Annotated in this window: 14 protein-coding genes; 12 read left to right on the top strand and 2 right to left on the bottom strand. The window is 64.4% G+C overall.

Annotated features, from left to right (window positions below):
* Window positions 1-59: 59 nt before the first annotated feature.
* Both B348_RS0125695 and B348_RS0125690 read right to left on the bottom strand, forming a co-directional pair.
* Window positions 60-275 (bottom strand): DUF6124 family protein, encoded by a 216-nt coding sequence (locus B348_RS0125695; protein WP_017738899.1) that lies wholly within the window; start codon window positions 273-275, stop codon window positions 60-62.
* Window positions 276-712: 437 nt separating this feature from the next.
* Window positions 713-1,483 carry a ParA family protein gene (locus B348_RS0125690; protein WP_017738898.1) on the bottom strand — a complete coding sequence of 257 codons (771 nt, stop codon included), beginning with the start codon at window positions 1,481-1,483 and terminating at the stop codon, window positions 713-715.
* 349 nt (window positions 1,484-1,832) lie between these two features.
* On the opposite strand from B348_RS0125690, the gene B348_RS0125685 reads away from it, so the two are divergent.
* The 12 genes from B348_RS0125685 (at window position 1,833) to B348_RS0125630 (ending at window position 12,804) form a co-directional block, all read left to right on the top strand.
* Entirely contained in the window at window positions 1,833-2,549 is a 717-nt protein-coding gene (locus tag B348_RS0125685) for a beta-ketoacyl synthase chain length factor (RefSeq protein ID WP_017738897.1), read from the top strand.
* The gene (locus B348_RS0125680) at window positions 2,528-3,340 is read left to right on the top strand and encodes a 1-acyl-sn-glycerol-3-phosphate acyltransferase (RefSeq protein WP_017738896.1); all 813 of its coding nucleotides are present in this window, start codon (window positions 2,528-2,530) and stop codon (window positions 3,338-3,340) included. Before B348_RS0125685 ends, B348_RS0125680 begins: the two co-directional genes overlap by 22 nt.
* Window positions 3,318-3,587: a phosphopantetheine-binding protein gene (locus B348_RS0125675; RefSeq protein ID WP_017738895.1), complete on the top strand. Its 270-nt coding sequence runs from the start codon at window positions 3,318-3,320 to the stop codon at window positions 3,585-3,587. The genes B348_RS0125680 and B348_RS0125675 overlap by 23 nt, the downstream gene beginning before the upstream one ends.
* Window positions 3,588-3,596: 9 nt before the next feature.
* The gene (locus B348_RS0125670; RefSeq protein WP_017738894.1) at window positions 3,597-3,851 is read left to right on the top strand and encodes an acyl carrier protein; all 255 of its coding nucleotides are present in this window, start codon (window positions 3,597-3,599) and stop codon (window positions 3,849-3,851) included.
* The gene (locus B348_RS0125665) at window positions 3,848-4,393 is read left to right on the top strand and encodes a membrane protein (protein WP_017738893.1); all 546 of its coding nucleotides are present in this window, start codon (window positions 3,848-3,850) and stop codon (window positions 4,391-4,393) included. Before B348_RS0125670 ends, B348_RS0125665 begins: the two co-directional genes overlap by 4 nt.
* Complete coding sequence (locus B348_RS0125660) at window positions 4,390-6,060, top strand: acyl-CoA synthetase family protein (RefSeq protein ID WP_017738892.1); 1,671 nt, start codon at window positions 4,390-4,392, stop codon at window positions 6,058-6,060. Before B348_RS0125665 ends, B348_RS0125660 begins: the two co-directional genes overlap by 4 nt.
* Window positions 6,061-6,209: 149 nt before the next feature.
* Window positions 6,210-6,944 carry a glycosyltransferase family 2 protein gene (locus tag B348_RS0125655; protein ID WP_017738891.1) on the top strand — a complete coding sequence of 245 codons (735 nt, stop codon included), beginning with the start codon at window positions 6,210-6,212 and terminating at the stop codon, window positions 6,942-6,944.
* Complete coding sequence (locus B348_RS0125650; protein WP_017738890.1) at window positions 6,941-7,876, top strand: glycosyl transferase; 936 nt, start codon at window positions 6,941-6,943, stop codon at window positions 7,874-7,876. Before B348_RS0125655 ends, B348_RS0125650 begins: the two co-directional genes overlap by 4 nt.
* On the top strand, window positions 7,860-9,401 hold the full coding sequence (gene hutH / locus B348_RS0125645) for a histidine ammonia-lyase (RefSeq protein ID WP_017738889.1): 1,542 nt from the start codon (window positions 7,860-7,862) through the stop codon (window positions 9,399-9,401). Before B348_RS0125650 ends, hutH begins: the two co-directional genes overlap by 17 nt.
* Window positions 9,394-9,819, top strand: coding sequence for a thioesterase family protein (locus B348_RS0125640; protein ID WP_017738888.1), 426 nt, complete (start codon window positions 9,394-9,396; stop codon window positions 9,817-9,819). Before hutH ends, B348_RS0125640 begins: the two co-directional genes overlap by 8 nt.
* A 29-nt stretch (window positions 9,820-9,848) precedes the next feature.
* Window positions 9,849-10,502, top strand: a complete 654-nt coding sequence (locus tag B348_RS0125635) for an outer membrane lipoprotein carrier protein LolA (protein WP_017738887.1) — start codon at window positions 9,849-9,851, stop codon at window positions 10,500-10,502.
* Entirely contained in the window at window positions 10,492-12,804 is a 2,313-nt protein-coding gene (locus tag B348_RS0125630) for an MMPL family transporter (RefSeq protein ID WP_017738886.1), read from the top strand. The genes B348_RS0125635 and B348_RS0125630 overlap by 11 nt, the downstream gene beginning before the upstream one ends.
* Window positions 12,805-12,835: the final 31 nt, after the last annotated feature.

The following is a 12,835-nucleotide window of genomic DNA, read 5'->3' as shown; positions in this document are numbered from 1 at the left end:
GTTGAATTCACTGCAGCTATCGCAGGCAAGCCAGCTCCCACAGAGACCGCATTGCAGGTTTAGGGCAGTGGGGCTTCGCGGTCCATCATCTGGCCGACCAGCAGTACGCCTAGCTCGCTTAATTGGTGGATCGCCAGGGCCACGTCGCGGTGTTCGCCGGTGAGGTCGTTGGAAAGGCTGAGCAATAAGGTGCGCACGCTAGAGAAGGTCTCGTAGCTGTTGAGGACGAGGGTTTCGGTGGGGAGGTTGGGGGTAACAGAATAAAGATTAGCCATGGATCGTCTCCGGAGAATGGAGCCGCAACCGACCGCTACTAAACAGAGGGTGGCAGCTGTACGCAGGTTAGTAGACCGGGGAGACACAACCGGCGCGCCCGAAAGCGCCCTCCGTACAGCCACCATCAAATGGAGAATTGCTGTACGTCTCACCACGGGCTACTAAACCCGATCACTGAACATTCAGCGACCGGCGAACCTTAAGAGACACCCCTCCAGACGCACAAGCCGGCGGATTCTGGCGTACGCGTAGGCAACGATACAAGGCTCATGCCCTATTGCCAGACCTGTCCTACAGCATCAGTAGGACATATCCAAATCCCGTTCTGGAATGCAAAAAAATGTGGGAGCTGGCTTGCCTGCGATGACAGTGTTGAATTCACTACAGCTATCGCAGGCAAGCCAGCTCCCACAGGGGAATGGTGTGGCATTCGAGATCAGGCGTTTTCCAGCAGGTTATGCAACTCCACAAACTGCTGGGTCAACTTATGCCGTGGGTCCAGGTGGATCAGCGGCTTGCTCTCCTGGTGCGACTCGCGCATGCGCACCGAACTGGCCAGGTACACCGGCAGCACCGGCAACCCCTCGGCAATCAACTCATCGAGCATCTGCTGCGGCAGCGTAGCCCGGGCCTGGAACTGGTTGACCACGATCCCTTCAACCTCAAGGCCTTCGTTGTGGTCCTCCTTCAACTCTTCGATCTCAGCCAGCAGGCCGTACAGCGCCTGGCGCGAGAAGCTGTCGCAATCGAAGGGGATCAGCACGCGATCAGCGGCAATCAACGCCGAAACCGCATAAAAGTTCAGCGCCGGCGGGGTATCCAGGTAAATCCGGTCGTAATCTTCGCTCAACTCGTCCAACAGCTTTCGCAGCTTGTTGATCTTGTGCTTGGCCTCAAGCTTGGGCTGCAGGTCTGCCAGCTCGGCGGTGGCGGTGACCACATGCAGGTTATCGAAGGGCGTTTCGTAGATATCCACCTTGTTCTTCTTCGAAAACGGCCCGGAAGACAGGGTTTGCTTGAAAAAATCCGCGATCCCCATGGGGATGTCGTCGCCCGTCAGCCCGGTGAGGTACTGGGTTGAGTTGGCTTGTGCATCGAGGTCCACCAACAGGGTTCGATAGCCTTCGCTGGCGCTGACCGCCGCCAGGTTGCAGGCAATGCTGGATTTGCCAACGCCGCCTTTCTGATTGAACACCACACGCCGCATGGAAAAACCTCCGTGTATCAATGAATGCCCGAGTGTAGAGGGCAAAAGCGCCTGTTAGCTACCTTGTTCATCCACGCACTTACAGCATCACAGGCGATTGGAGCGCCGACTGTCATATGCCGCCGACAAATTAAACAGAACAGTCCGACAATCCAATCTGATTCCGGGTAACCGACAATCTGTAAATCTTTCCGGGCCATTTGTAATCAACCTTGAACAATTCATTACCAAAGTTTGCTAGAACCCCGCAGCACCGGGATAATGCGCGCCATTCGGCCATTGTTCCCTGTCCCGGTATTCGGGGCCAACGGCCGCACATGGAAGCCCGCAGGGGCGGGATAACCTCTCAGTGATCAATTTCAACATCGCCCAATGGCGCGCCTGGGCCCCTGGTCTCGACTGCGCGCAAGACTGGCTGGCCTGGAGCAAGGCCCCAGTGGTCATTCCCGCCAGCGACGCCTCCCCCGACGTGTCATTTCTGCCAGCGATGCAGCGCCGTCGCCTGAGCCGCCTGGCACGCATGGCGTTCAGCGTCGGCTGGCCATTGGCCGAAGGCTTGCAGGATCTGCCGCTGGTGTTCATCTCCCGGCATGGCGAAACCCCGCGCACCCTCGACATCCTCAGCGACCTGGCCAACGACCAGCCCCTGTCGCCGACCCAGTTCAGCCTGTCGGTGCATAACGCGGTGATTGGGCTGTGGTCGATCCTGCGCAATGAAACCAGCGAAATGACCGCCCTCGCCGCCGCCGGCGACGGCCTGGAACACGGCTTGCTGGAGGCCGCCGCGCTGCTCAACGAAGGCGCCCCGGCCGTATTGCTGGTAATCACCGAAGAACAGCCACCCGAGGCCTACGCCAGCTGGATCAAGGACGTGCCGTTCCCCTACGCCCTCGGCCTGCTGCTGACGCCGGGCGACGAGTGGCAGCTGGAACTGCGCACCGCCACGGTCCAACCCACTCAAACCCAGTGGCCCCACGCCCTGAACCTGCTGCGCACCCTGCTTACCGAGCAAGGCGCCTGCCAACATGCCTGGAAGAACCGCGTATGGAACTGGCAACGCAAGTAATCACTGACAAGCCACGGCAGGCCTACTATTGGCGCCTGTTCGCGACCGCCATCAGCTTCCTGACCTTTGGCGTCGGCGGCCTGTGCCTGCGCTTGCTGGTGTTCCCGCTGCTCAGTTGCCTGCCGGGCGATGCCAGGCAGCATCAGCGACGTGCGCGCCACACCATCAGTTGCCTGTTCTGGTTTTTCATTCGCCTGATGTACCGCCTGGGCATCCTCACCTACAGCGTCGAAGGTGCGGAAAAACTCGGTCGCCCGGGGCAGATGATCGTGGCCAACCACCCGTCGCTGATCGACGTGGTGTTCCTCATCGGCCTGATGCGCCAGACCAACTGCGTGGTCAAGCAGAGCCTGTTCCAGAACCCGTTCATGCGTGGCCCGGTGCGCGACGCCGGCTACATCAGCAATGACGGCAGCGCCGACATGCTCGACGCCGCCGCCGACGCCCTGCGCGACGGCCAGACCCTGATCATCTTCCCCGAAGGCACCCGCACCACGCCCGGCGCGGCGCCCGCCTTTCATCGCGGGGGCGCCGCCATTGCACTGCGCGGTGCGACAATCGTCACCCCGGTGGTGATCAAGGTCAGCCCCACCACACTGACCAAGGCCGAGCCCTGGTATCGCATCCCCAAACGCCGCTTTCACTTCAGTTTGCGCGTGGGTGCCGATATAGAACCACAGGCGTTCGCCACACTGGGGCCCGCGCCCCAGGCTTCACGCAAGCTCAACGATTACCTGCATGACTATTTTATTAAGGAGCTCGCCGAAGATGAGCGACAGCAACAGCCTTGAGTACGACATAAAGACGCTGATCATCGAGGCCCTGGGCCTTGAGGACATCAGCGTCGACGACATTGGTAGCGACCAAACCCTGTTCGGCGAAGGCCTGGGCCTGGATTCGGTAGACGCCCTGGAACTGGGCCTGGCGATCCAGAAAAAGTACGGCATCAAGATCGATGCCGACGCCAAGGACACCCGCAATCACTTCACCAACGTGGCCAGCCTTGCGGCGTTCGTCACGGCCCGACAGGCAGCTTGAGACCCTACCATGCAAACTCGTGACGATATTTTCAACACCTTGCGCGACGCCCTGGTGGAACTGTTTGAACTGGCGCCGGAACGCGTCACCCTTGACGCCAACCTGTACCAGGACCTGGAAATCGACAGCATCGACGCCGTGGACTTGATCGACCATATCAAGCGCCAGACCGGCAAGAAGATCGCCGCCGAAGAGTTCAAGGCCGTGCGTACCGTGGACGACGTGGTTGAGGCGGTGTACCGCCTGGTGCAACCCGCCGCATGAGCCGGCTGATCGGCCTTGGCCTGTTGTTGGCGGGGCTGCTGTACCCCTTTGCGGTGTATTACGGCACCGAGCACTTTGCACCGTGGCAATTCGGCCTGCTGCTGGGCAGCCTGTGGCTGTTGCGCGCGGTTACCGGCGCCCGGCGCCCCGGCAGCCGCTGGATGGCGCTGGCGGTGATCGTGTTCTGCCTGCTGCTGGCCTGGTTCGACAACCCGCACCTGCTGCGCTGGTACCCGAGCCTGGTCAGCGCGTTCATGCTGGCGCTGTTTGGCCTGAGCCTGAAATACGGCCCGCCGATGGTGGAACGCCTGGCGCGCATGACCGACCCGCAACTGCCGCCCCACGCGATTGTGTATACGCGCCAGGTCACCATGGTCTGGAGCGCGTTTTTTCTGTGTAATGGCCTGCTCGCCGCCGCCCTCACCCTGTGGGCGCCGCTGAGCTGGTGGACGTTGTACAACGGCCTGATCGCCTACGGGCTGATGGGGCTGTTGTTTGCCGTGGAATGGCTGGTACGACAAAGGGTTCGAGGCCGCGTATGAATGGGTTGAAACTTGAGCACTTGCTGCTTGAGCCGCTGGAACAGCGTCCGGTCACCACCGAACCTGCAATGAATCACGCCCAGCTGTGGGAGCAGTCCCTGAGCCTGGCGGCGGGGCTGCGCGCGCGCGGTATCCAGCGCGTCGCCGTGCACCTGGAAGACGCCGGTCTCCTGGCGATTGCCCTGCTGGGTGCCTGGCGCGCCGGGGTCAGCGTGCTGCTGCCGGCCGACCTGCAAGCGCAAACCCGGCAACGCTGGGACACTGCCGTCGACGCCTGGTTGACCGACGCGACGCACCTCGACGCGCTGTATCAAGCGCCGTTGAGCGCGGCGGCGCTGGACCTCGACGCCTGCCAACTGAGCCTGTGCACCTCCGGCTCCAGCGGCGAGCCCAAGCGCATCGACAAGTCCCTGCGCCAACTGGCCAACGAAGTCGACGCCCTGGAAACCCTGTGGGGCGCAGACTTGAAAAGCGCCTGCATCATCGGCAGCGTCGCCACCCAACATATCTACGGCCTGCTGTTCCGCGTGCTGTGGCCGCTGTGCGCCGGGCGCGCCTTTGTGCGCAAGCAACTGGCCTTTCCCGAGGACTTGCAGCGCGCCAGCCGCGAACACCCACAATTCGCCTGGGTCGCCAGCCCGGCGCTGCTCAAGCGCATGGGCGACAACCTCGACTGGCCGGCGCTGAGCCAGGTGTCGCGGGTTTTTTCCTCCGGCGGCGCGTTGCCCATCGAGGCCGCTGGCGAGCTGTACGACCGCCTGCAGCAATGGCCGACGGAAATCCTCGGCAGCTCGGAAACCGGCGGCATCGCCTGGCGCCAAGGCGCGCAGCCCTGGCAGCCGTTCGCCGACGTGGAGTTGAGCCAGGACGCCGACGGCGCCCTGCGCATCGCTTCGCCCTACCTGCCCGCCGGGCATGTCGAACAGACCGCCGACGCCGCGCGCATCCACGCCGATGGCCGCTTCGAACTGCTCGGGCGCCTGGACCGCATCGTCAAGCTGGAAGAAAAACGCATCTCCCTGCCCATGCTCGAACAAGCGCTGATGGCCCACCCGTGGGTCGCCGAAACCCGCTTGGGCGTGGTACAGGAAAACCGCGCGTCACTCGGTGCATTGGTGGTGCTGAGCGCCGAGGGCCTGCATGCCTTGCGCAATCAGGGCCGGCGCACGCTGACCCAAACCCTGCGCCAGCATCTGAGCCAACACTGCGAAGCCCTGGCGCTGCCGCGTCGCTGGCGCTTACTGCGCCAGCTGCCGCTCAACAGCCAAGGCAAACTGCCCCAAGCCCAAGTCGAGGCGTTGCTGCTGGCGCCACGGCCAAAGGCGCCGGAAGTATTGGAGCAAGTCGAAGCCAACGGTGAGTGGACCTTGCAACTGAGCATCCCACCCGACCTGGCCTACTTCAGCGGCCACTTCCCGGTCACACCGGTGTTGCCGGGCGTGGTGCAGATCGAATGGGCGTTCAACCTCGGCCAGCAACTGCTCGATTTGCCGACGACCTTTGCCGGGATGGAAGTGCTCAAGTTCCAGCAACTGGTGCGCCCAGGCGACCGGGTCGAACTGCACCTGCGCTTCGACCAGGAGCGCGGCAAGCTGTACTTCGCCTATCGCAATGGCGACGCGGCCTGCTCCAGTGGGCGGATTTTGCTGGAGACTGAGCATGCATAGGTTTGGTGAGCGCTTCGCGCTCAATCGCGGGCAAGCCCGCTCCCACACTGGACCTGTGCCAGCCACATATCTCCCGCATACAGCAGATCAAATGTGGGAGCGGGCTTGCCCGCGATGCAGGCGACGCGGTCAACCAGGAGACTGCGATCATGCATAACCCCTGCGCCCTGATCCCGGTCTACACCCACAAACCCGCCGTCCCCGCCGTGATCCACAGCCTGTTGCACAGCGGCCTGCCCTGCCTGCTGGTAGACGACGGCAGCAGCCCGGCCTGCGCGGCGGTGCTGGCGCAATTGGCAACCCTGGATAACGTCACCTTGCTGACCCTGCCAAACAACCAGGGCAAGGGCGGCGCGGTCATGGCCGGTTTCCGCGAAGCCGCGCGCCTGGGCTTCAGCCACGCCCTGCAAGTGGACGCCGACGGCCAGCACGACCTGCGCGACGTCGACACCTTCCTCGACGCCTCACGCACCCACCCCAGCGCAATCATCTGCGGCTACCCCGAATACGACGACAGCGTGCCCAAAGGTCGCCTCTACGCGCGTTACCTGACCCACGTATGGGTGTGGATCAACACCCTGTCGCTACAGATCCGCGACTCCATGTGCGGCTTTCGCGTGTACCCGCTGGCCCCCACGCTGGCGCTGATGGACTCGGCCTACATCGGCACGCGCATGGATTTCGACTCCGACATCCTCGTGCGCCTGGCCTGGCGCAACCAGCCGATGCGCTGGCTGCCGACCCGCGTGCATTACCCGGCGGACGGCCTGTCGCACTTCCGCCTGTTCCGCGACAACGTGCGCATCTCGGCGATGCACACCCGCTTGTTCTTCGGCATGTTGGTGCGCTCGCCGATGATCCTGTGGCGGCGGTGGCAGGCATGAGCGACAGCACCAAGCACTGGGCCGACCGCGAGGAGCGCGGCAGCTTCCTGCTGATGAAACTCACCGCGTTCGCCGCCAAGGTCCTTGGCCGCCGCGTGTTGAGCCCGCTGCTGTACGCCATCGTCCTGTACTTCTTCCTGTTCGGCCGCACCGCACGCCACAGCGCCTGGCAATACCAGCAGCGCCTGGCCGACTGGAGCGGGCGCGATGACCTGCGCCCCACCCACAGGCGCGTCTTCGGCCAGTTCATGGCCTTCGCCGACTCCCTGCTCGACAAGCTCGACGTGTGGAACGGCAAGCTGCGCCTGGAACAGATCGAGATCAACGACCCGGCCAAGTTGCGCGGGCAACTGCGCGGCGAGCGCGGGCAGATGCTGGTGGGCGCGCACCTGGGCAACCTCGAAGTGTGCCGCGCCCTCGCCGAGATCGGCGAACAAGTGACCATGAACGTGCTGGTGCACACCAAGCACGCCGAACAATTCAACCGCCTGCTGGGCGAAGCCGGGGCGACGCACTTGCGCCTGATCCAGGTCAGCGAACTGGACCCGACCACCATGCTGCTGCTCAGCCAACGCCTGGACGACGGCGAATGGCTGGCCATCGCCGGCGACCGCGTGCCGCTGCACGGCGGGCGCACGGTGCGCGTGGACTTCCTCGGCCACGCCGCCGCCTTCCCCCAAGGCCCGTGGCTGCTGGCCGGCCTGCTCAAATGCCCGGTGAACCTGCTGATGTGCCTCAAGCACAAAAGCCGCTATCGCCTGACCATCGAGCCTTTCGCCGATTTGATCGAATGGAAACGTAATACCCGCGAGCAGGTCATAGCCCTGTGGACCGCACGCTATGCCGCACGCCTGGGCCAGTTCTGCCTGGAAGCGCCCCAACAATGGTTCAACTTTTACCCTTTCTGGAAGACCGATGACCACGCATCTTGAGCCGGTAACCTTTGGCGAACGCGCTTTGCGCATCGAAGACGTGCTGGCCCTGGCCAACCGTCAGGCGCCTACCCAATTGCAGGGCGATGCCGCCTACCGCCAGCGCATCGCCAAGGGCGCGCAGTTCCTCGACTCGCTGCTGGACAAGGAAGGCGTGATCTACGGCGTGACCACCGGCTACGGCGACTCGTGCGTGGTGGCCGTGCCGTTGCAGCACGTCGAAGCGCTGCCGCGTCACCTCTACACCTTCCACGGGTGCGGCCTGGGCAAGCTGCTCGATGCGCAAGCCACCCGCGCCGTGCTGGCCGCGCGTTTGCAGTCGCTGTGCCACGGCGTGTCCGGCGTGCGCGTGGAGCTGCTGGAGCGCCTGCATGCCTTCCTTGAACACGACGTGCTGCCGCTGATCCCGGAAGAAGGCTCGGTGGGCGCCAGCGGTGATTTGACGCCGCTGTCCTACGTGGCTGCGACCTTGTCCGGCGAGCGCGAAGTGATGTTCCGTGGCGAACGCCGCCAGGCCGCCGACGTGCATCGCGAACTGGGCTGGGACCCGCTGGTGCTGCGCCCGAAAGAAGCCCTCGCGCTGATGAACGGCACCGCCGTGATGACCGGTCTCGCGTGCCTGGCCTTCGCCCGCGCCGACTACCTGCTGCAACTGGCCACGCGCATCACCGCGCTGAACGTGGTGGCGCTGCAAGGCAACCCGGAACACTTCGACGAGCGCCTGTTCGCCGCCAAGCCGCACCCGGGGCAGATGCAAGTCGCCGCCTGGCTGCGCAAGGACCTGGCCATCGATGCACCGACCGCGCCGCTGCATCGCTTGCAGGACCGCTACTCGCTGCGCTGCGCACCCCACGTCCTCGGCGTGCTGGCTGACAGCCTGAACTGGCTGCGGTCGTTCATCGAGATCGAACTGAACAGCGCCAACGACAACCCGATCATCGACGCCGAAGAAGAGCGCGTGCTCCACGGCGGGCACTTCTACGGCGGCCACATTGCCTTCGCCATGGACAGCCTCAAGACCCTGGTGGCCAACGTCGCCGACCTGCTCGACCGCCAGCTCGCGCTGCTGGTGGACGTGCGCTACAACCACGGCCTGCCAAGCAACCTGTCCGGCGCCCCGGAGGATCGCGCGATGATCAACCACGGCTTCAAGGCCGTGCAGATCGGCACCAGCGCCTGGACCGCCGAAGCGCTGAAAAATACGATGCCGGCCAGCGTGTTCTCGCGTTCCACCGAATGCCACAACCAGGACAAAGTGAGCATGGGCACCATCGCCGCCCGCGATGCGATCCGCGTGCTGGAACTGACCGAACAGGTCGCTGCCGCCACCTTGCTTGCCGCCAACCAAGGCGTGTGGCTGCGCGCCCAGGCCGCCGATGCACGCCCGCTGCCTCCCGCGCTGGCGGCGATGCACGAACAACTGGCGCAGGACTTCCCGCCAGTGATCGAAGACCGCGCCCTCGAAGGCGAACTGCGCCTGTGCCTGCAACGCATCGCCGCGCAACACTGGAGGCTGCATGCGTAGCCCCGGCGTGCTGCACTGCGACACCGAAATCCTCGTGCCGTTTTTCGACGTCGACACCATGAACGTCGTCTGGCACGGGCACTACGTGAAGTACCTGGAAGTGGCGCGCTGCGCGCTGCTGGACAAGCTCGGCCACAACTACACGCAGATGCTGGAGTCGGGCTACGCCTGGCCGGTAATCGACATGCAGCTGCGCTACGTGCGCGGCGCGGTGTTTGGCCAGACCATCAACGTGCGCGCCAGTTTGGTGGAGTGGGAGAACCGTTTGAAGGTCAATTACCTGATCACCGACCTGGCCAGTGGCGAGCGGTTGACCCGCGCGAGCACGGTGCAAGTGGCCGTGGAAATCGCCAGTCGCGAGATGCAACTCGCCTCGCCCAAAATCTTCACCAACGCCGTCGAAAGGGCCTTGAAATGAAATCCCCTGTGGGAGCGGGCTTGCCCGCGATGGACGTCAACGATAACGCAATCCGCCTGACACTCCGCAGCGCCCTCAGGCTCATCGCGGGCAAGCCCGCTCCCACATTGTTGATCGGGTTGTTCCTGAGTTTCAGTGCCCATGCTTTTGACTTGCAGCAGCTCAGCGACCAGCTCGCCAAACCCTCGGTGATCCACGGCAACTTCACCCAGGAAAAACACCTGCGCGCCCTGCCCCAGCCGCTGGTCAGCAAAGGCACCTTCGTCCTCGCCAAGGACCACGGCCTGCTGTGGCTGCTGAAAACCCCGCTGCAACAGGACTACCGCATCAGCGCCCAGGGCATCGCCCGCCGTGACGCCACGGGTTGGCAGCCGCTGCCGAACAAGAGCGCCGGTGCCGAGCAGAATCGTCTGTTCCTCGCCGTGCTCCAGGGCGACAGCAGCGGCTTGCAGCGTGACTTCGAGCTGCAACTGAAAGGCGAGGCCAACGACTGGAAGCTGACCCTGATCCCACGCTCGCTGCTGCTGAAACAAGTCTTCACCCAGATCAATATCGAAGGTGGCGAGCTGGTGCAGAACATCGAGCTGCTGGAAACCCAGGGCGACAGCACCCTGCTGCGCATGCAGGACAGCACCGCCGCCCTGCCCTTGAGCGACGCGGAGCGCCACGACTTTGCGCAGTGAGCGTCTGTTACCGCGGCTGTTCCTGATCCTGCTGGTGGCCGTGCTGGCCCTGGCCGGCTGGCAGTGGCGCCATGGCGCGCCGTTGTCGGCGAACCTGATGGAGCTGGTGCCGGGCAACACGCCGGACGCCCTGGAGCTGCAAGCCGAACAGCGCATGCAAGAGCCGCTGAACCGCGAAATGCTGGTGCTGGTCGGGCATGCCGACCGCCAGCAAGCGGTGGCCGTGGCGCAACAATTGGGCGAGCGCTGGCAAGCCAGCGGGCTGTTTGAAAAGGTCCAGTGGAACCTGCAAGCCGACCTGCCGGCGCTGCGCGAGCAATTGCTGCGCGGGCGTCTGGCGATGCTCTCGGCCAAGGACCGCGAGCAACTGATCGAACAACCCGACGCCTTCATCCAGCAGCGTGTGCAAGCGCTGTTCGACCCCTTCACCGGCTTCAGCCTGGTGCCGAGCCAGGATGACTGGCTGGGCCTGACCGGGCGCATCCAGAACAGCCAGCCGCAACACGGCTCGGTGCAGTTGGATATCGGCAGCGGCGCGCTGATCGCCGATGCCGACGGCAAGAGCTGGGTGCTGCTGCGTGCGCGCACCACCGGCAATGCCTTCGACATGAAACTGCCACTGCAAGTGGCGGACCTGCTCCAGGCCAGCCGTGCCCAAGCCGGCGAGCAAGGCGCGCAGCTGCTCGCCGCCAGCGGGCTGCTGTATGCGGCCAACGGTCAGCAGCAAGCCACGCGGGAAATCACCTGGGTCGGCGGCGGCGCCACCGTCGGCATCCTGTTGCTGCTGTTGCTCGCCTTCCGCCGTTGGCGCGTGCTGCTGGCGTTTGTGCCGGTGCTGGTGGGCATGCTGTTCGGCGCGGTGGCCTGTGTGGCGCTGTTCGGCCATATGCATGTGATGACGCTGGTGCTGGGCTCCAGCCTGATCGGCGTGGCGGTGGATTATCCGCTGCACTACCTGTCGAAAAGCTGGAGCCTGAAACCCTGGCGCAGCTGGCCGGCGTTGCGCCTGACGCTGCCGGGGCTGAGCCTGAGCCTGGCGACCAGTTGCATAGGCTACCTGGCGCTGGCCTGGACGCCGTTCCCGGCGCTGACGCAAATCGCGGTGTTCTCGGCGGCCGGCCTGGTCGGCGCGTACCTGTCGGCGGTGTGCCTGTTGCCGGCGCTGCTCAAGGGCGTCGAACTGCGCCCGGCGCAATGGCCGCTGCGCATCGCCGAATGCCTGTGGCTAGTGCGCGAATCGCTGCTCAAGCGCGTGCCGAGCGCGGCGCTGCTGGCCCTGTTGCTGCTGTTTTGCGCCGGTGGCCTGTGGCAGCTCAACAGCAAAAACGATATTCGCCAATGGATCGGCGCGCCGCCGCAACTGCTGCAAGAAGCACAAGCCGTGGCGCGGATTACCGGGTTCCAGCCCACCAGCCAGTTCTTCCTGGTGCGCGCCGAGGACCAGCAGCAGTTGCTGGAACGGGAAAGCGCCCTGGGCCAGCGTCTCGATCAACTGGTGAACATGGGCAAGCTCCAAGGCTACATGGCCCTCAGCCAACTGGTCAGCCTGCCCGCCGAGCAGCAAACACTGCGCGATGCGCTGAGCAATCTGGCGCAACACTGGCAACCGCTGCTGGACCTCGGCGTGCCCGCCAGCGCCCTGCACGCCGAAGTCGCGCACCTGCAAGCGCTGCCCACCCAAGACATCGACGCTGCACTGCAAGGCCCGCTGGCCGAACCCTGGCGCACGCTGTGGCTGGGCCCGGTAGACGGCGGCGTAGCGGCGATGGTCAGCCTGCAAGGCTTGAACAACCCGGCGCTGCTGCGGGTGCAGGCCGTGGATCTGCCCGGCGTGCAACTGGTGGATCGCCTAGGCGACCTGAACCGGGTGTTCGCCGACACGCAGATCAGCGCCGCTGAATTGAAATTGATGTCCTGCGTGCTGATCGTGCTGTTGCTGATCCTGCCGTTCGGCTTTGGCGGTGCCCTGCGCATCGTCGCCCTGCCGTTGCTGGCAGCATTGTGCAGCCTGGCCAGCCTCGGTTGGCTGGGCCAGCCGCTGACGTTGTTCAGCCTGTTCGGCCTGCTGCTGGTCACGGCCATCAGCGTGGATTACGCGATCCTCATGCGCGAGCAGATCGGCGGCCCGGCGGTCAGCCTGCTGGGCACGCTGCTGGCGGCGCTGACGACCTGGTTGTCGTTCGGCCTGCTGGCGGTGTCCAGCACACCGGCGGTGAGTAATTTCGGCTTATCGGTCAGCCTCGGCCTGGCATTCAGCTTTATGCTGGCGCCCTGGGCCGGGCAACAAAAGCACGCCTTATGAATGTGATTATCGCCAATGCGGCAAGGAGCCC

The sequence above is a fragment of the Pseudomonas sp. CBZ-4 genome (assembly GCF_000346755.1).
GTDB lineage: Bacteria > Pseudomonadota > Gammaproteobacteria > Pseudomonadales > Pseudomonadaceae > Aquipseudomonas.
This window is presented reverse-complemented; position numbering and strand designations above follow the sequence as displayed.